Origin of the sequence: Streptomyces sp. NPDC101178, from assembly GCF_044767965.1 — a bacterium.
Classification (GTDB): domain Bacteria; phylum Actinomycetota; class Actinomycetes; order Streptomycetales; family Streptomycetaceae; genus Streptomyces.
The window spans coordinates 600,272-617,135 of record NZ_JBIWOZ010000004.1 but is presented as its reverse complement, the minus strand read 5'-3'; the positions used below and the strand labels follow the sequence as shown (position 1 = coordinate 617,135).

The following is a 16,864-nucleotide window of genomic DNA, read 5'->3' as shown; positions in this document are numbered from 1 at the left end:
CCCACGCCTCGCTGCTCCTCCGGGCCCTCCTGCACCCTCGCCCTCCTGCCCCCTTCTGGGCCGCGCACCCTGACCGGCGTACGCTCCGGCCTGCGGAAAGCCGGGGGAGAGCGGTCCATCTGGCCTACTGGGCGGGCAACTCCTGCTTGAAGGAAGCCAGTTCGGGAGCGGTCCTGGTCGCGATGAATTCGGTGATCCGGTAGGCGCAGACCCCGTGCGCGGCGAAGGGATCGGCCGCGGCGATCTCCTCGATCCGCTTCCGGTCCTCCCCGACGGCGAGGATCACCCCGCCGTCCCGGGGGTTCTTGCGGCCCGACGCGATGAAGACACCGGTCGCGTAACTCTCGTCGAGCCAGGCGATGTGCTCCTTCATCAGCGCGTCCGCGCGCTCGACGGGGGCCGTGTAGGTCAATTCGAGTACGAACATGATCGCCAGGCTACGGGACGGAGGACGCCCGGGAACCGCCTAAGCTGCAGGTCATGACTACCCAGCCCACCCCCGCCCATGAGACCCCCGCAGACGAGGCCGAGGGCCGGGCGATCCAGGACCGCCTGCGCGGCCTGGTGGTGCTGGACGAGCCGGGCCCGCCGCCCGGCACCGGTCTGGTGACCGGGGTCGACGTGGCGTACGACGACGAGAAGGACGTCGTCGTCGCGGCCGCCGTGGTGCTGGACGCCGAGACGCTGGAGACCGTGGACGAGGCCACCGCCGTCGGCAAGATCGCCTTCCCCTACGTTCCCGGCCTGCTGGCCTTCCGCGAGATCCCGACCGTGCTGGAGGCCCTGGAGTCGCTGACCGTCGACCCCGGCCTCGTCATCTGCGACGGATACGGTCTCGCCCACCCGCGCCGCTTCGGCCTCGCCAGCCACCTCGGCGTACTCACCGGACTGCCGGTGATCGGCGTCGGCAAGAACCCCTTCACCTTTTCGTACGAAGCCCCCGGTCCCCGGCGCGGTGACTTCTCGCCCCTGGTGGACGGCGACGAGGTGGTGGGCCGGGCGCTGCGCACCCAGGAGAACACCAACCCCATCTTCGTCTCCGTCGGCCACCGGATCAGCCTCGACAACGCCTGCGCCCACACTTTGCGCCTGGCCCGCCGCTTCCGTCAGCCGGAGAGCACCCGCCGGGCGGACGCCCTGTCCCGGCAGACCTTGCGGGAAGCGACGGCCTGAGGACCACCGCTCTCCGCCGGATTCGATTGAGTATCCGTACGGATGGCATAAAGCGATCTTGCTGGGCAGGCTGAACACATGAACGCCTCTCGCGCAGCCGTCCGCCCCGCGCCCCTCGCCCCCGCCCAGCGCCGCATCGCGCTCGGGATGGCCCTCGGCGGGGTCGTCGGCCTCGTCTGGCTCGGAGCGATGCTCTACACGCTGGCCAGCTGGATCTTCTAGACCTCACCCGCCGGCCGGCTGGATCCTCCGGCGGACGCCGCTCACCGCACCGCCGCCACCCGGAAGCGGAGCCCCGCCGCCGTCAGCCGTTCCAGCAGCGCATCGCCCATCGCCGTGGCCGTGGTGACCTGGCCCGAAGTCTCCGGGAGCTCGTCCAGCGCGAGGCAGAGCGCCGACTCGGCGAGCATCTTGGCCGTCTCGCCGTAGCCCGGATCGCCGCCGGACACCTCCGTGAAGACCCGCCGGCCGCCGCCCTCCCCGACGAAGCGGACGGTGAACCAGCTCCGCCCCCGGCGCTCCGCGTCCGGCCCCTGCCCGGCCTCGTACCGCCCCATCAGCCACTCCCGTACGCCTTCGATCTGAGCGGCCGCGACCAGCGCACCCATGGCCGCCGGGCCGCCGAGGGCCATCGGCAGGGTCTTGACCGAGGCGAAGTGGCGGTAGCGGAAGTCGGGGCCGTACCGCTCCAGAGCCCGCGCCGAGCGGCCCACGATCGCCGGGTCCACGGTCGGCAGCGGCAGCGCCCAGGTGCCGGTGGACCCGTTGAAGTGCGGTGCGCCCATGGGCGTGCGGACCCGGCGGCCGACCTGGCGCGGCTCGTGCAGGCGTCGCTCCCGGGCCGCGAGCACCATCTGCGGACCGCGGCCCATCGCGGTGAGCGCCGAGGCGAACGTACCGCCGGAGAAGACGGCGTTGCTCCGGACGAACCCGTCGACGGTCAGCGGCACGCCCTCCGGCAGCTGCTTGACCGTGAAGTACGCGCCGAGGTCATGCGGTACGGAGTCGAAGCCGCAGGCGTGCACGATCCGGGCGCCCGTCTCCCGGGCCCGCGCGTCGTGGCGCACATACGTCCGGTCGACGAACTCCGCTTCGCCGGTGAGGTCCAGGTAGTCCGTCCCGGCCTCGGCGCAGGCGGCGACGAGCTTCTCGCCGTACAGGATGTACGGGCCCACGGTCGTGGCCACCACCCGCGCGGATGCGGCGAGTTCGCGCAGCGCGTCCTCGTCGTCGGCGTCGGTCTCCACCAACGGCAGCTCGGCGCAGGCGGGTTCGATCGCGGTGAGCCGCTCGCGCAGCCGCTCCAGCTTGGTGCGGCTGCGGCCGGCCAGCCCCCAGCGGAGCCCCTCGGGTGCGTGCGCCGCCAGGTACTCGGCCGTGAGAACCCCCACGAAGCCGGTGGCACCGAAAAGGACGACGTCCAAGGGGCGTGCCGCCCTGTTCTGCCTGTTCACGAGTACCTCCGGGAGGGCGGTGACGGGTGGAGACGTGGCAGGCAGGCTAGCGGAGGAGGGCGGCGTGCGGCCTGGCGGGGCGTGGAGGAGTACCGCCGGGACGTGGGAGCACGGCCAGGGCGTGGGCGTGGCCGCGTGGAAGGTCCGGCGGGGATGAGAGAGGATCGCCGGAAAAGAACTAAGCGCTTGCTCGGCCCAGGGGGTTGTGCCGAGCCGGACCCGTTCTTAGCATCGTTGATGTTACATCGGTTGTGTCACACCCCTGGGGGCTCACGGATGGCAAGGACCGGGCAGCACGGCCCGCTGGCGGGAGTCCGTGTCGTCGAGCTGGCGGGGATCGGCCCCGGGCCGTTCGCGGCGATGCTGCTGGCGGACCTCGGCGCCGACGTCGTACGCGTCGACCGGCCCGGCGGAGCGGGTCTCGGCATCGACCCGGCGTACGACATCACCAACCGCAACAAGCGATCGGTCCTGGTCGACCTCAAGACCGAGGGCGGCGCCGACCGCGTCCTGGAGCTGGCCGAACGCGCCGACATCCTCATCGAGGGATACCGCCCCGGCGTCGCCGAGCGGCTCGGCGTCGGGCCCGACGCCTGCCTCGCCCGCAACCCGAAGCTGGTCTACGGGCGGATGACCGGCTGGGGTCAGGACGGGCCGCTGGCGCAGCGCGCCGGGCACGACGTCGCGTACCTCGCGCTCACCGGCACACTCTCCATGATCGGCAGTCCGGACGAGCCGCCCGTGGTCCCCGCCAACCTGGTCGGTGACTACGCGGGCGGCTCGCTCTACCTCGTCGTCGGGGTCCTCGCCGCGCTTCAGCACGCCCGCACGCCGGGCGGCGGGGGCCAGGTGGTGGACGCGGCGATCGTCGACGGCGCCGCCCACCTCGCCTCGATGATCCACGGCATGCTGGCCGCCGGGAGCTGGCAGGACCGGCGTGGCGCCAACCTGCTGGACGGCGGCTGCCCCTTCTACGGCACCTACGCCACCTCCGACGGCGGCCATATGGCGGTCGGGCCGCTGGAGGGCCGGTTCTACGACGAGTTCATCGGACTCCTCGGCCTCGCGGACGCCTTCCCCGACCGCTGGGAGCTGGCCCGCTGGGGCGAGCTGCGCGCCGCCGTCACCGAGCGCTTCCTGACCCGTACGCGTGCGGAGTGGACCGAGGTGTTCGAGGGCACCGACGCCTGCGTCGCCCCTGTCCTCTCGCTCCGCGAGGCCCCGCACCACCCGCACCTCGCCGCCCGCTCCACCTACGTCGAGCACAGCGGCATCACCCAGCCCGCCCCCGCCCCGCGCTTCTCCGCCACCCCCGCCTCCGTCCGCAGCGGCCCCGCACGACCGGGCGCCGACACGGACGCGGTCGCCGCCGACTGGGACGTACCGGCGCTCCGGCCCCATCCTCACGACTAAGGGGGTGTCCTGCCGATCCTGCCGGGCTCGCGTGCACGGCACCAGACCCCGCTCCCTGACCCGGCCCGCCCGACAAGACCCCCATAGGAGACCCCGTGCGACGCCAGATCTTCACCGAGGAGCACGACGCGTTCCGCGAGACCGTCCGGGCCTTCCTGGCCAAGGAGGTGCTCCCGTACTACGAGCAGTGGGAGCAGGACGGCATCGTCTCGCGCGAGGCGTGGCTCGCCGCCGGGCGCGCCGGGCTGCTCGGCCTCGCCGTCCCCGAGGAGTACGGGGGTGGCGGGTCGACCGACTTCCGCTACAGCGCCGTCCTGGCCGAGGAGTTCACCCGGGCCGGGGCGCCCGGCCTCGCGATCGGCCTGCACAACGACATCATCGGCCCGTACCTCACCGGCCTCGCCACCGACGAGCAGAAGCAGCGGTGGCTGCCGGGCTTCTGCTCCGGCGAGACCATCACCGCCATCGCCATGACCGAACCGGGCGCAGGATCCGACCTCCAGGCCATCCGCACCACCGCCGAGGACAAGGGCGACCACTGGCTGCTCAACGGCTCGAAGACCTTCATCTCCAACGGCATCCTCGCCGACCTGGTGATCGTCGTCGCCAGGACCACCCCCGACGGCGGCGCCAAGGGGCTCTCGCTGATCGTCGTCGAGCGGGGCGCGGAAGGGTTCGAGCGCGGCCGCAACCTCGACAAGATCGGCCAGAAGTCGCAGGACACCGCCGAGCTGTTCTTCAACGACGTCCGCGTGCCGAAGGAGAACCTCCTCGGTGAGCTGGACGGCGCGTTCATCCACCTCATGACCAACCTGGCCCAGGAGCGCATGGGCATAGCGGTCGCCGGGATCGCCGCCGCCGAACACCTGCTGGAGATCACCACGCGGTACGTGAAGGAGCGCGAGGCGTTCGGACGGCCGCTGGCCAAGCTCCAGCACATCCGGTTCGAGATCGCGGAGATGGCCACCGAGTGCGCCGTCACCCGCACCTTCCTGGACCGGTGCATCGTCGACCACTCGGACGGGGTGCTGGACGCCGTCCACGCCTCGATGGCCAAGTGGTGGGCCACCGAACTCCAGAAGCGCACCGCCGACCGCTGCCTCCAACTCCACGGCGGCTACGGCTACATGAGCGAGTACAAGGTCGCCAAGGCGTTCACCGACGGCCGTATCCAGACCATCTACGGCGGCACGACCGAGATCATGAAGGAGATCATCGGCCGCTCGCTGCTCGCCTGACGACCTCCTCTCCCTCCTCTCAACCACCCTCGAAAGGCAGCTGTCTTGAGTACCGAAGCATTCGTCTACGACGCGATCCGCACCCCGCGCGGCCGGGGCAAGGCCAACGGCGCCCTGCACGGCACCAAGCCGATCGACCTGGTCGTCGGCCTCATCCACGAGATCCAGGGCCGCTTCCCGGACCTGGACCCGGCCGCCATCGACGACATCGTCCTCGGCGTGGTCAGCCCGCTCGGCGACCAGGGCTCCGACATCGCCCGGATCGCCGCCATCGCCGCCGGACTGCCCGACTCCGTCGCGGGCGTCCAGGAGAACCGCTTCTGTGCCTCAGGCCTGGAAGCGGTCAACCTGGCCGCCGCCAAGGTCCGTTCGGGCTGGGAGGACCTGGTGCTCGCCGGTGGCGTCGAGTCGATGTCCCGGGTGCCGATGGGCTCCGACGGCGGAGCCTGGGCCATGGACCCGATGACCAGCTTCGAGACCGGCTTCGCCCCGCAGGGCATCGGCGCCGACCTCATCGCCACCGTCGAGGGTTTCAGCCGCCGCGATGTCGACGAGTACGCCGCCCTCTCCCAGGAGCGCGCGGCGGCGGCCTGGAAGGACGGCCGCTTCGCGCGCTCCGTCGTCCCGGTCAGGGACCGCAACGGCCTGCTCGTCCTGGACCACGACGAGCACATGCGCCCCGGCACCACCGCCGACTCCCTCGCCGGCCTGAAGCCCTCCTTCGCCGCCATCGGTGACATGGGTGGCTTCGACGCGGTGGCCCTGCAGAAGTACCACTGGGTCGAGAAGATCGACCACGTCCACCACGCGGGCAACTCCTCCGGCATCGTCGACGGCGCCGCCCTCGTCGCCATCGGCTCCAAGGAGGTCGGCGAACGCTACGGCCTCACCCCGCGCGCCCGCATCGTCTCCGCGGCCGTCTCCGGTTCCGAGCCCACCATCATGCTCACCGGACCCGCCCCCGCCACCCGCAAGGCGCTCGCCAAGGCCGGGCTGACCATCGACGACATCGACCTGGTCGAGATCAACGAGGCCTTCGCCGGAGTCGTCCTGCGCTTCGTCAAGGACATGGGTCTGAGCCTGGACAAGGTCAACGTCAACGGCGGCGCCATCGCCCTCGGCCATCCCCTCGGCGCGACCGGCGCGATGATCCTCGGCACCGTCATCGACGAATTGGAGCGCCGCGACCAGCGGTTCGGCCTGGTCACCCTCTGCGTCGGCGGCGGCATGGGCGTCGCGACCGTCGTCGAACGCATCTGACCTCCAGGGCCTGTCGTCAGACTGCCGCCTGCCGCGCGACGCCTGGCACGCACGCTCGCGGCGTTGCCGAAACGCCCTGGTAACTCCTTCCCCAAGCTCTCAACCGCGTTCGAGCAGGGGAGACCCCATCCAAGACCATCCCGGCGCCTTGCGATCGCACGCACCGGACGCCGCGCGGCCGCCCTCCGGGCGACGACGGCAGTTTGACGACAGGCCCTGGCCGGCCCCACCTGCTTACGGAGAAGACACCGACATGACCGAGAGCACCACCATCCGCTGGGAACAGGACGAGACCGGCGTCGTCACCCTCGTCCTCGACGACCCGAACCAGTCCGCGAACACGATGAACCAGGCCTTCAAGAACTCCATCGCGGCCATCGCGGACCGCGCCGAGGCCGAGAAGGACTCCATCCGCGGCATCATCTACACCTCCGCCAAGAAGACCTTCTTCGCGGGCGGCGACCTCAAGGACATGATCAAGGTCGGCCCGGAGAACGCCCAGGCCGCCTTCGACACCGGCACCGCCATCAAGCGCTCGCTCCGCCGCATCGAGACCCTCGGCAAGCCCGTCGTCGCCGCCATCAACGGCGCGGCCCTCGGCGGCGGTTACGAGATCGCGCTCGCCTCCCACCACCGCGTCGCCCTCGACGCCCCCGGCTCCCGCATCGGCCTCCCCGAGGTCACCCTCGGCCTGCTCCCGGCGGGCGGCGGCGTCACCCGTACCGTACGCCTCATGGGCATCGCCGACGCGCTGCTCAAGGTGCTCCTCCAGGGCACCCAGTACACCCCGCGGCGCGCCCTGGAGAACGGCCTCGTCCACGAAGTCGCCAGCAGCCGCGAGGAGATGATCGAGAAGGCCCGCGCCTTCATCGACGCCAACCCCGAGTCCCAGCAGCCCTGGGACGTCAAGGGCTACCGCATCCCCGGCGGAACCCCGTCCAACCCCAAGTTCGCCGCCAACCTCCCAGCGTTCCCGGCCAACTTGAAGAAGCAGCTCGCGGGCGCGCCGATGCCCGCGCCGCGCAACATCCTCGCGGCGGCCGTCGAGGGCTCGCAGGTCGACTTCGAGACGGCCCTGACCATCGAGGCCCGCTACTTCACCGAGCTGGTCACCGGCCAGGTCTCCAAGAACATGATCCAGGCGTTCTTCTTCGACCTCCAGGCCGTCAACTCCGGCGCCAACCGCCCGGGGGGCATCCCCGAGCGCCCCGTCCGCAAGGTCGCCGTGCTCGGCGCCGGGATGATGGGTGCGGGCATCGCCTACTCCTGCGCCAAGGCCGGGATCGACGTCGTCCTCAAGGACGTCTCCACGGAGGCGGCCGCCAAGGGCAAGGCATACAGCGAGAAGCTGCTCGCCAAGGCGCTCTCCCGTGGCCGTACGACGGAGGCGAAGCGCGACGAGCTGCTGGCCCGGATCGTCCCGACCGGCGACGCGGCCGACCTCGCGGGCTGCGACGCGGTGATCGAGGCCGTCTTCGAAGACACCGCGCTGAAGCACAAGGTGTTCCAGGAGATCCAGGACGTCATCGAGCCCGACGCCCTGCTCTGCTCCAACACCTCCACCCTCCCCATCACGGTCCTCGCCGAGGGAGTGTCCCGCCCGGCCGACTTCATCGGCCTGCACTTCTTCTCACCGGTCGACAAGATGCCGCTGGTCGAGATCATCAAGGGTGAGCGGACCGGCGACGAGGCGCTGGCCCGCGCCTTCGACCTCGTACGGCGCATCAAGAAGACGCCGATCGTCGTCAACGACTCGCGCGGCTTCTTCACCTCGCGCGTCATCGGCCAGTTCATCAACGAGGGCGTCGCGATGGTCGGCGAGGGCGTGGAGCCCGCCTCCATCGAACAGGCCGCCGCCCAGTCCGGCTACCCGGCCAAGGTGCTCTCCCTGATGGACGAGCTGACCCTGACCCTGCCGCGCAAGATCCGCAACGAGACCAAGCGCGCGGTCGAGGAGGCCGGCGGCACCTGGCCCGGCCACCCCTCCGACGAGGTCATCGACCGCATGGTCGACGAGTTCGGCCGCACGGGACGCAGCGGGGGAGCGGGCTTCTACGACTACGACGAGGAGGGCAAGCGCACCGGTCTCTGGCCGGGCCTGCGCGAGCACTTCACCACCACGGCCGACACGGACGTCCCCTTCGAGGACATGAAGGAGCGGATGCTCTTCTCCGAGGCGCTGGACAGCGTCCGCTGCCTGGAGGAGAACGTCCTCATCTCCGTCGCCGACGCCAACATCGGCTCCATCATGGGGATCGGCTTCCCGCCGTGGACCGGCGGCGTCCTCCAGTACATCAACGGGTACGAAGGCGGCCTGCCCGGCTTCGTCGCCCGCGCGCAGGAGTTGGCCGAGCGCTACGGCGACCGGTTCCTGCCGCCCGCGCTGCTCGTGGAGAAGGCGGAGAAGGGCGAAACGTTCCACGACTGAGCCTGTTCCGGGCCGCGTTCACCACCGTCACTCGGTGGTGAACGCGGCCCGCAGCTCCTCCTTCAGAGACCGCTGAAAGGCCGTCACCAACGCCTGCACGACGATCGGTTGCATGTGCGCGGAGAGCGACTTCATCGCCGCCACATGCTCCGGATCGCCCTCGCGCTCCCGGTACGGATTCCACACCTCGTCCCGGAAGAGCCGGGTCATCTCCTGCGCCGCGGACCGGGTGTGCTCCAGCAGCACGGTCCGCGCCGCCAGGATCGTCTCGTGCGCGATCGGCACGTCCAGCAGCTCTACGCCGAGCCGCAACAGCCCGAGATCCACCCGGTACGTCCCGCCGTCGTCCTCCGGACGCACCAGCACGCCCATCGCCGCCAGCCGCTCCACATCCGGCTCGTCGAGCACCCGCCCGGCCCGCTTCTCCAGCTCCGCCCGGGTCAGGTCCTCCGCCGTGTCCGGCGCCCAGGACGCCACCAGCGCCCGGTGGATCGCCAGATCGTGGGCGCTCAGGTCGGGTGGCAGCTGCTCCAGATAGCGCTCGATGGCGGCGAGCGTCATGCCCTGGTGCTGGAGCTCCTCGATCAGTGCGAGCCGCGAGAGGTGGTCGGCCCCGTAGTGCCCGACCCGACGTGGCCCGATGACCGGCGGCGGCAGCAGACCCCGGGTGCTGTAGAACCGCACGGTGCGCACGGTGACGCCGGCACGCGCCGCCAACTCGTCCACCGTGAGCGTGGGCTCGTCGGTCCCGGTCCCCGTCGCCATCTCTGCTCCCCGCCGTCGACCTCGTATCGGACAGTGCCGCTGTCTCACCATTTCTGCCAAAGTCTCCGGCACCGCGGCCCCGCCGTCCACCCCGGCCCGTTCCGCCGCTGGCACCGGGAGCGCGCGGGCAAAGATTTCGGCCTGGGCGCCTGACCGGGGAAGGCGTGCCCGTGACCGTGTACGACCACGACTGACCGCGACGCCGTCCCCCGGGCCCCGCCGCCACGTTCCTCCCGCCCGCGAGGGATCATGGAGAACACGGGACGGGCAGCGCACCGCAGGCCCGCCAGGAGTGCGGGAGCACCGGATGAGCAGCGCGAACGGCGTCGAGGAGCCCCTACCGCCCCCGCCCGGCGGCGTCCTCTGGAGCCTCTCCGGTGACATCCGGGCCCTGCTGATGCTGCCCGCCGCCCTCACCCTCCAGGTCGCCCACCCGGCCGTCGGCGCGGGCGTCGACGAGCACTCCGTCTTCCGCACCGACCCCTGGGGGCGCGGCGAACGCTCCCTGCGCTCGCTCCAGCTCTGGGTGTACGGCGGCGCGGAGGCCGCAGAGGAGGGCCGCAGGCTGCGCCGGCTCCACCGCACCATCCAGGGCACCGACACCCGGGGCCGCGCCTACCACGCGCTGACGCCCGGCCACTACGCCTGGGTGCACGCCACCGGGTTCCCCGTCTACCGGCACGCCGCGCGCTACCTGATCCGGCCCATGACCGCGGCGCAGGAACGCGCGCTGTACGCGGAGTGGCTCCAGGTGGGCCGGATCCTCGGCATCCACGACCGGGACATGCCGCAGACGATCGAGGAGTTCTGGCCGTACTGGGAGAAGATGCTCGCCGGCGAGATCGAGGCGACGACCGTGGTGCGCGAACTGGTCGACGTCGACCAGCCCGTGCCGCCGCCGGACCGTGGCCCGTGGGTGGTGCGGATGGTGCTGCGGGCCCTGTGGCCGGTGCTGCTGCCGCCGCTGGCCCGCGGTCGGCGGTTCCTCACCATCGGGCTCATGCCGCCGGACGCCCGCACGGCGATCGGCCTGCCGTGGACGGCGCCTCAGGAGAGGCGGCTGCGGCGGCTCTGCTCGGTGCTCCGGGTGGTCGTCCCCGTACTCCCGGAGCGGCTGCGGTACCTGCCGATGGCCCGCGCGGCTCGGGCCGCACACGCCGCCAGGGGCCGTCGGCACGGCTGAGCTTCGCCGTTCCGACGGCTCCCGACGGAGCACATACAGCGGGTCAGCGGTGGCCGTGACCGCCGTGACCGTGATCCCTGTGGCCCCGTGGTCATGGACCGTGTTCGTCGCCGCGATCTTCTTCCACGACGACGGCCGCTCCGGCCGGACCGCCGCTGCCCGGGATGACAGCGCGACCTCGGCGTGCCCGGCAGGCGGTGCCGCCGGCCGCTTCGGCTGGTACAGCCAGGTGTCGAACAGCGTCTCCAGCGGCCGGCCCGAGACCCGCTCCGCGTACCGCAGGAAGTCACCCACTGTCGCGTTGGAGTGCGCCCTCTCGGTCGGCCATCCCTTCAGCAGCGCGAAGAACGTCGCGTCACCGACCTCGTTGCGCAACGCCTGGAGCGCCAGCGCGCCCCGGTCGTAGACGGCGAGGACGAACTGCTTGTCCGGACCGGGATCGCCCGGCTTCACCTTCCAGAACGGGTCGTCCGCCGGATGCTGGGCGTAGACGTACTCCGCCAGCTCCTGCGCGGTGCCCTCGCCCTCCTTCTCCGACCAGAGCCACTGGCTGTAGCGGGCGAAGCCCTCGTTGATCCAGATGTCCTTCCAGCCGCCCACCGACACACTGTTGCCGTACCACTGGTGCGCGATCTCGTGGACGACGACCGAGACGTTGGCACCGTTCGCGAACTGCCGCGGGCTGTAGAACGGCCGGGTCTGGGTCTCCGGGGCGAAGCCGCTCGTCACCTTGGGCACATAGCCGCCGAGCGCGTTGAACGGATACGGGCCGAAGACCTCGGTCAGCCACTCGGCGACCTCCGTGGTCCGCTCGATGCTGGCGCGGGCGGCACCGGCATGGGGGCCGAGATCCCTGCTGTAGGCGTTGAGCACCGGCAGGCCGTCGGCGGTCTTGTCGGTCGTGATGTCGAACTTGCCGACCGCGAGCGTCGAGGGGTACGTGGCCTGCGGCTTGTCGGAGCGCCAGTTGAAGCGCGTCCGGCCGACCTTCGAACTCTGCGAGACGAGCACGCCGTTGCTGATCGCCTGGGTGCCGTCCGGCACAGAGACGGAGATGTCGTACGTGGCCTTGTCGAGCGGGTGGTCGTTGCTCGGGTACCACCAGACCGCCGAATCCGGTTCCTGCGCGGCGACGCCGCCGTCCGGGGCCCGGGCCCAGGCGGTCCAGCCGTCGATCCTCAGCTCGGAGGGCTTCCCGGCGTACCGGACGACCACAAAGACGTCCTTGCCCTTGGCCAGGCGGTCCGCCGGCGTGACCTCCAGCTCGTGGTCGCCGCTTTTCGCGAAGGCGGCCTTCCTGCCGTTGACCCGCACCTCGGAGACGGCGAGTCCGAAGTCGAGGGGGTGGTGCCGACCGGTCAGGAACGAGGCTATGCAGCCCACCGGGCAGGACGGTCGAATCCGGGCATCCCTGTCACACGAATGCCATGCCCTCGTCACGGTCGGCAGTGATCTCCCCCTGTTGCACGGGAGTTGACCGGGGTAACGTCCGCGGCACCGACCGACCGAGAGGGTGCGCGGTGCCCGCTGCTCGTACCCCGCCGGTACTCCGCTCGTACTCCGGGAGGCAGCCGCTGATGACCCCTCGCATCACCCGCGCACTCCGCATGCTCAGCCCGCATCCATGGCTCGCACCCGTCGCGGGGCCGGGCCGCCCGCCGTCCGGTGCGCACCGCCGTGGCCGGGCGGGACGGCGGCGGAGTGCGGTGGTGGCCGGGGTGCTGGCGGCGCTGGCCGTCCCCTTCGCCATCGCACCGGCCGAGGCGGCGCCGCGCCCGCCGCGCACCGGGTTCGAGACGAGCGACGGGACGCGGTGGACCGGGCTCGGTGAGGAGCAGGCCTTCCTCGGAGCGGTGGACCGGGGGAGCGACCGGGTCGCCGTCGACCGGATCGGGACGACCGGACAGGGCCGTCCTCTCCAGCTCGTACGCATCGGAAAGCAGCGCCCGGCCGCCACCACGGTCCTGCTGATCTGCAGTCAGCACGGCGACGAGCCCGCCGGGCGCGAGGCCTGCCTGACCACCTTGCGCGACCTCGCCTACGCCGAGGACCGCGCCACCCGCGCCTTCCTCTCCCGTACGACGGTGTTGGTCCTGCCCACCGCCAACCCGGACGGCCGCGCCGCCGACACCCGGGGCAACGCCGACGGCGTCGACATCAACCGGGACCACATCGCCCTGGCCACCGCGGAGGGCCGGGCCATCGCGGCCGTCATCCGCGACGAACGGCCCGACGTCATCTACGACTTGCACGAGTACGGCGCCACACCTCCGTACTACGACAAGGACCTCTTCGTCCTCTGGCCCCGCAACCTGAACGTCACCGGCCGGGTCCACGACGCCTCGCGGACCCTCTCCGAGCGGTACGTACGTCCTGCCGCGACCGGCGCCGGCCACAGCAGCGGCCACTACGGCATCTGGACCGACCCGGTCACCGGCGACCCCATCAAGCAGACCGCCGGTGACGGCCAGGAACGCATCCTGCGCAACGCCTCCGGCCTCAAGCACGCGGTCGGCCTCCTCATCGAGTCCCGCATCGACGCGCTCAGCGAGGACGAGAAGAACGACGAGGCCCTCAACCAGCGCCGCAGGGTCGACTCCCAGCGGACCGCGCTCGGCGGCCTCTTCGACTTCACCGAGGAGCAGCGTCTCCGCATCCGCGCGGCCACCGGGCTCTCGCGCGTGGCCGGGTACGCCGACCGCGGCCCGGTGTATCTCGGCGGCGCCGACAACGACCCGGCCGAGCCCGACGAGATCCTCACCGACCCGCCGTGCGGCTACCGGCTGACGGCGGCCCAGTACGCCGAGGTGAAGGACGAGCTGGCCCTGCACGGTGTCCGGTCCCACCGCGATGGTGATGGCGTGTTTGTGCCCCTACGTCAGTCGGGCAGGAACCTGATTCCGCTGCTTCTCGATCAGCGGGCGACATATCCGATCACACATGCTCAAGCCGACATCACTTGTTGATCTTTCGAGGCGGTAGGTAGGTGTGGTACTGCCTACGAAGAGCGTTTTTCAGACTCGTTGAAAGGTGCCATCAGTGTCCCAGGACGACCAGTCAGCGGAGGACCGGCAGGAACTGCCGGTCACGGCGGACCTGCCACCCGAACCGGTCAGCACCCGAACCCCGACCACCGACCGGGTGGTCTTCGGCGTCACGGCGGTCCTCACGCTCGCCTTCGTCATCTGGGGTGCGACCGCCACCTCATCGCTGGAGACCGCGTCCGGCAAGCTGCTCGAAGGGCTGATCCACAACGGCGGCTGGGCCTTCATGCTCGCCGCGTCGGGCTTCGTCATCTTCGCTCTGTGGCTGGCCATCAGCCGGTACGGGAAGATCACCCTCGGTCAGGAGAACGAGGAGCCGGAGTTCCGGACCATCTCCTGGATCGCCATGATGTTCAGCGCCGGTATGGGCATCGGGCTGATGTTCTGGGGCGTGAGCGAACCCCTGGCCCACTACCGCACGCCGCCGCCCGGCACCGACCCCGCCGACTCGGCCGATGCGATGCAGACGGCGATGGCCACCACCCTCTTCCACTGGACGCTGCACCCGTGGGCGATCTACGCGGTGGTCGGCCTCGCCATCGCCTACAGCGCCTACCGGATGCGCAGGCGCCAGACGATCAGCGCGGTCTTCGAGCCGCTGGTCGGCAAGCGCCACGCGTACGGAGGCTTCGGGCGCTTCATCGACATCCTGGCCATCTTCGCGACGCTCTTCGGTTCGGCGGCCTCGCTCGGCCTCGGCGCGCTCCAGATCGGCAGCGGGATCCAGGAGCTCGACTGGCTGGAGAAGGCCGGCACCGGCCTCCTCGTCGCCATCATCGCCGTGCTGACGGTCGGCTTCGTCGCCTCCGCCGTCTCCGGTGTGGAGAAGGGCATCCAGTGGCTCTCCAACATCAACATGGTGCTGGCCCTGGTCCTCGTCATCTTCGTCTTCATCGCGGGTCCCACGATCTTCATCCTCGACCTGGTGCCGACCTCGCTGGGCGCCTACCTCAGCGACCTCGGCCAGCTGGTCGGCCGCACCGAGGCCACCGGCGGCGGTGAGGTGGCCGAATGGCTCGGCGGCTGGACCGTCTTCTACTGGGCCTGGTGGATCTCCTGGACACCCTTCGTCGGCATGTTCATCGCCCGGATCAGCCGCGGCCGCACGATCCGCCAGTTCGTCGGCGGCGTCATCCTGGTGCCCAGCACGGTCAGCCTGATCTGGTTCGCCGTCTTCGGCGGCACGGCCATGAAGCTGGACGAGGCGGGCAAGCTCACCGGCGCCGAGACCCCCGAGGCGCAACTTTTCGGAGTCCTCCAGGAGTTCCCGATCGCCACCGTGACCAGCATCCTGGTCATGATCCTCGTCGGCATCTTCTTCGTCTCCGGCGCCGACGCCGCCTCGATCGTCATGGGCACGCTCTCGCAGAAGGGCGTACTGGAGCCGGGCAAGTGGGTCGTCGTCTTCTGGGGTGTGGTGACCGGGGCCGTGGCCGCGGTCATGCTGCTCATCGGCGACGGCAAGGAGAACGCGCTGGAGGGGCTCCAGAACCTCACGATCCTGGTCGCCGCCCCCTTCGTCGTCGTGATGATCGGCATGTGCGTGGCCCTCATGCGCGACCTGCGCCGGGACCCGCAGATCGTCCGCCAGGAGTTCGGTGTGGAGGCGGTCGAGTCCGCGGTGATCGAGGGACACGCGAAGTACGACGGCGACTTCGAGATCCGGATCGGCCCCGGCACCGCGGTCACCACGGACGAACGCCACAAGGAGGTCCCGATCGAGAAGCGCCCCCAGGACTGACCTTCCAGCTCCCGGGGGACGGCTTCCTCGCACGTGTACGGCGGCGGCTCCTCGTACATGTACGGCGGCGGCTCCTCGTACATGTACGGCGGCGGCTCCTTCCACGTGTACGGCGGCGGCTCAGCCCACCAGGGCGGCCGCCGTCCGTGCGCAGCCCCAGGCCACGGTCACGCCCGCGCCCCCGTGGCCGTAGTTGTGCACCAGCAGCCCGCCGCCCGGCAGGGCCTCCGCCTCGATCCGCACCCCGGCCTCCCGCACCGGCCGCAGTCCCACCCGGTGCCCCAGCACCCGGGCGCCCGCGATCTCCGGCCGCACCCGCGCACACCGTGCCACGATCTCCCGCGCCACCGCCGCGTCCGGCTCCCGGCGCTCGTCGTCCGCCTCGGCCGTACCGCCCAGCACCAGACCGGCCGGCTGCGGGAAGAAGTACGTCGTGGCGGCCGACGCCGGGTCCGCCTCGGTGAACCACTCCGCGATCCCCGGGTTCTCCACCACGACCAATTGCCCCCGCACCGCCCGCACCCCCGCGTCCGGCACCAGCTCCCGCGCACCCAGCCCCGTGCAGTTCACCACCACCGGGGCCCGCGCCGCCGCCTCCGCGAACCCCGCCACCGCACGCCGCTCCACCGCACCGCCCGCCGCCACCAGCCGCCGCTCCAGCCACGCCAGGTGCACCGGCATGTCCAGCAGCGGCAGCACCACCCGCAGCCCCTCGGCCACCTCCACCGCACCCTTCAGCTCCGCCGCCCACGTCCCCAGCGCCGCGAACCGCTCACCACCGTGCACCCCCGCCACCAGCCGTACGCCGCTCCCGCCGGCCCCGGCCGCCAGCTCCTCGTACACCGCGAGCGTCTCCAGCGACCAGGCGCCGACCCGCTCCGCCGGTTCGATCCGGTACGGCCACCACAGCGCGCCCGCCACCGCCGAGGTCGTCGCCCCGGTCGGATCGCGCGACCAGACCCGCACCCGCAGCCCCCGCTCGGCCAGCGTCACGGCGGTGGTGAGCCCGATGACACCGCCGCCCACCACGATCACATCAGCCACCACGGTCACTCCCGTCCCGTCGGAATACGCTCGTCGCTGCCCGGACGCTAACGGAGAACCCCACGTCGGGGGCAGAGGGCAGCGGAGGGCACCGGCCACCGGCGACTAGGATCGGCACCCT

At 71.3% G+C, this 16,864-nt stretch carries 13 protein-coding genes and 1 pseudogene; 9 read left to right on the top strand and 5 right to left on the bottom strand.

From position 1 onward, the window contains the following. Nucleotides 1-124: 124 nt before the first annotated feature. Entirely contained in the window at nucleotides 125-427 is a 303-nt protein-coding gene (locus ACIRR8_RS15075) for a YciI family protein (RefSeq protein WP_404063936.1), read from the bottom strand. A gap of 53 nt (nucleotides 428-480) precedes the next feature. Here ACIRR8_RS15075 and ACIRR8_RS15070 point away from each other — a divergent pair, with 53 nt between their 5' ends. After that, entirely contained in the window at nucleotides 481-1,173 is a 693-nt protein-coding gene (locus tag ACIRR8_RS15070) for an endonuclease V (protein WP_404063933.1), read from the top strand. A gap of 78 nt (nucleotides 1,174-1,251) precedes the next feature. Continuing rightward, nucleotides 1,252-1,395 (top strand): morphogenic membrane protein MmpA, encoded by a 144-nt coding sequence (gene mmpA / locus ACIRR8_RS15065; protein ID WP_404063930.1) that lies wholly within the window; start codon nucleotides 1,252-1,254, stop codon nucleotides 1,393-1,395. A 41-nt stretch (nucleotides 1,396-1,436) separates the two neighbouring features. On the opposite strand, the gene ACIRR8_RS15060 is transcribed toward mmpA, so the two are convergent. Then, entirely contained in the window at nucleotides 1,437-2,627 is a 1,191-nt protein-coding gene (locus ACIRR8_RS15060; protein ID WP_404063927.1) for a saccharopine dehydrogenase family protein, read from the bottom strand. A 276-nt stretch (nucleotides 2,628-2,903) separates the two neighbouring features. On the opposite strand from ACIRR8_RS15060, the gene ACIRR8_RS15055 reads away from it, so the two are divergent. The 4 genes from ACIRR8_RS15055 to ACIRR8_RS15040 all read left to right on the top strand — a co-directional run bounded on the left by ACIRR8_RS15055 (nucleotide 2,904) and on the right by ACIRR8_RS15040 (nucleotide 8,966). Beyond that, nucleotides 2,904-4,040, top strand: coding sequence for a CaiB/BaiF CoA transferase family protein (locus ACIRR8_RS15055; RefSeq protein WP_404063924.1), 1,137 nt, complete (start codon nucleotides 2,904-2,906; stop codon nucleotides 4,038-4,040). A 95-nt stretch (nucleotides 4,041-4,135) separates the two neighbouring features. Beyond that, entirely contained in the window at nucleotides 4,136-5,278 is a 1,143-nt protein-coding gene (locus ACIRR8_RS15050; protein WP_404063922.1) for an acyl-CoA dehydrogenase family protein, read from the top strand. A gap of 45 nt (nucleotides 5,279-5,323) precedes the next feature. Further along, complete coding sequence (locus tag ACIRR8_RS15045; protein ID WP_404063919.1) at nucleotides 5,324-6,538, top strand: acetyl-CoA C-acetyltransferase; 1,215 nt, start codon at nucleotides 5,324-5,326, stop codon at nucleotides 6,536-6,538. 253 nt (nucleotides 6,539-6,791) lie between these two features. Further along, nucleotides 6,792-8,966, top strand: a complete 2,175-nt coding sequence (locus ACIRR8_RS15040; RefSeq protein ID WP_404063916.1) for a 3-hydroxyacyl-CoA dehydrogenase NAD-binding domain-containing protein — start codon at nucleotides 6,792-6,794, stop codon at nucleotides 8,964-8,966. Between the two features lie 27 nt (nucleotides 8,967-8,993). On the opposite strand, the gene ACIRR8_RS15035 is transcribed toward ACIRR8_RS15040, so the two are convergent. After that, nucleotides 8,994-9,731, bottom strand: a complete 738-nt coding sequence (locus ACIRR8_RS15035; protein ID WP_404063913.1) for a MerR family transcriptional regulator — start codon at nucleotides 9,729-9,731, stop codon at nucleotides 8,994-8,996. Nucleotides 9,732-10,038: 307 nt separating this feature from the next. Here ACIRR8_RS15035 and ACIRR8_RS15030 point away from each other — a divergent pair, with 307 nt between their 5' ends. Then, complete coding sequence (locus tag ACIRR8_RS15030; protein ID WP_404063910.1) at nucleotides 10,039-10,914, top strand: oxygenase MpaB family protein; 876 nt, start codon at nucleotides 10,039-10,041, stop codon at nucleotides 10,912-10,914. 43 nt (nucleotides 10,915-10,957) lie between these two features. Here the strand turns inward: ACIRR8_RS15030 and ACIRR8_RS15025 are convergent. Then, nucleotides 10,958-12,255, bottom strand: a pseudogene (locus ACIRR8_RS15025) (M1 family metallopeptidase); the annotation flags it as partial. A 236-nt stretch (nucleotides 12,256-12,491) separates the two neighbouring features. Here ACIRR8_RS15025 and ACIRR8_RS15020 point away from each other — a divergent pair. Next, entirely contained in the window at nucleotides 12,492-13,880 is a 1,389-nt protein-coding gene (locus ACIRR8_RS15020) for a M14 family metallocarboxypeptidase (RefSeq protein ID WP_404063907.1), read from the top strand. Between the two features lie 73 nt (nucleotides 13,881-13,953). After that, nucleotides 13,954-15,699 (top strand): BCCT family transporter, encoded by a 1,746-nt coding sequence (locus ACIRR8_RS15015; protein WP_404063904.1) that lies wholly within the window; start codon nucleotides 13,954-13,956, stop codon nucleotides 15,697-15,699. 120 nt (nucleotides 15,700-15,819) lie between these two features. On the opposite strand, the gene ACIRR8_RS15010 is transcribed toward ACIRR8_RS15015, so the two are convergent. Next, nucleotides 15,820-16,752 carry an FAD-dependent oxidoreductase gene (locus tag ACIRR8_RS15010; RefSeq protein ID WP_404063901.1) on the bottom strand — a complete coding sequence of 311 codons (933 nt, stop codon included), beginning with the start codon at nucleotides 16,750-16,752 and terminating at the stop codon, nucleotides 15,820-15,822. Nucleotides 16,753-16,864: the final 112 nt, after the last annotated feature.

What these genes read in the sequence shown, in the direction of transcription:
- ACIRR8_RS15055 (WP_404063924.1), top strand. Translation starts at nt 2,904, where the DNA reads ATGGCAAGGACCGGGCAGCACGGCCCGCTGGCGGGAGTCCGTGTCGTC.
- ACIRR8_RS15075 (WP_404063936.1), bottom strand. Translation starts at nt 427, where the DNA reads ATGTTCGTACTCGAATTGACCTACACGGCCCCCGTCGAGCGCGCGGAC.
- ACIRR8_RS15030 (WP_404063910.1), top strand. Translation starts at nt 10,039, where the DNA reads ATGAGCAGCGCGAACGGCGTCGAGGAGCCCCTACCGCCCCCGCCCGGC.
- ACIRR8_RS15020 (WP_404063907.1), top strand. Translation starts at nt 12,492, where the DNA reads ATGACCCCTCGCATCACCCGCGCACTCCGCATGCTCAGCCCGCATCCA.
- ACIRR8_RS15035 (WP_404063913.1), bottom strand. Translation starts at nt 9,731, where the DNA reads ATGGCGACGGGGACCGGGACCGACGAGCCCACGCTCACGGTGGACGAG.
- ACIRR8_RS15040 (WP_404063916.1), top strand. Translation starts at nt 6,792, where the DNA reads ATGACCGAGAGCACCACCATCCGCTGGGAACAGGACGAGACCGGCGTC.
- ACIRR8_RS15070 (WP_404063933.1), top strand. Translation starts at nt 481, where the DNA reads ATGACTACCCAGCCCACCCCCGCCCATGAGACCCCCGCAGACGAGGCC.
- mmpA (WP_404063930.1), top strand. Translation starts at nt 1,252, where the DNA reads ATGAACGCCTCTCGCGCAGCCGTCCGCCCCGCGCCCCTCGCCCCCGCC.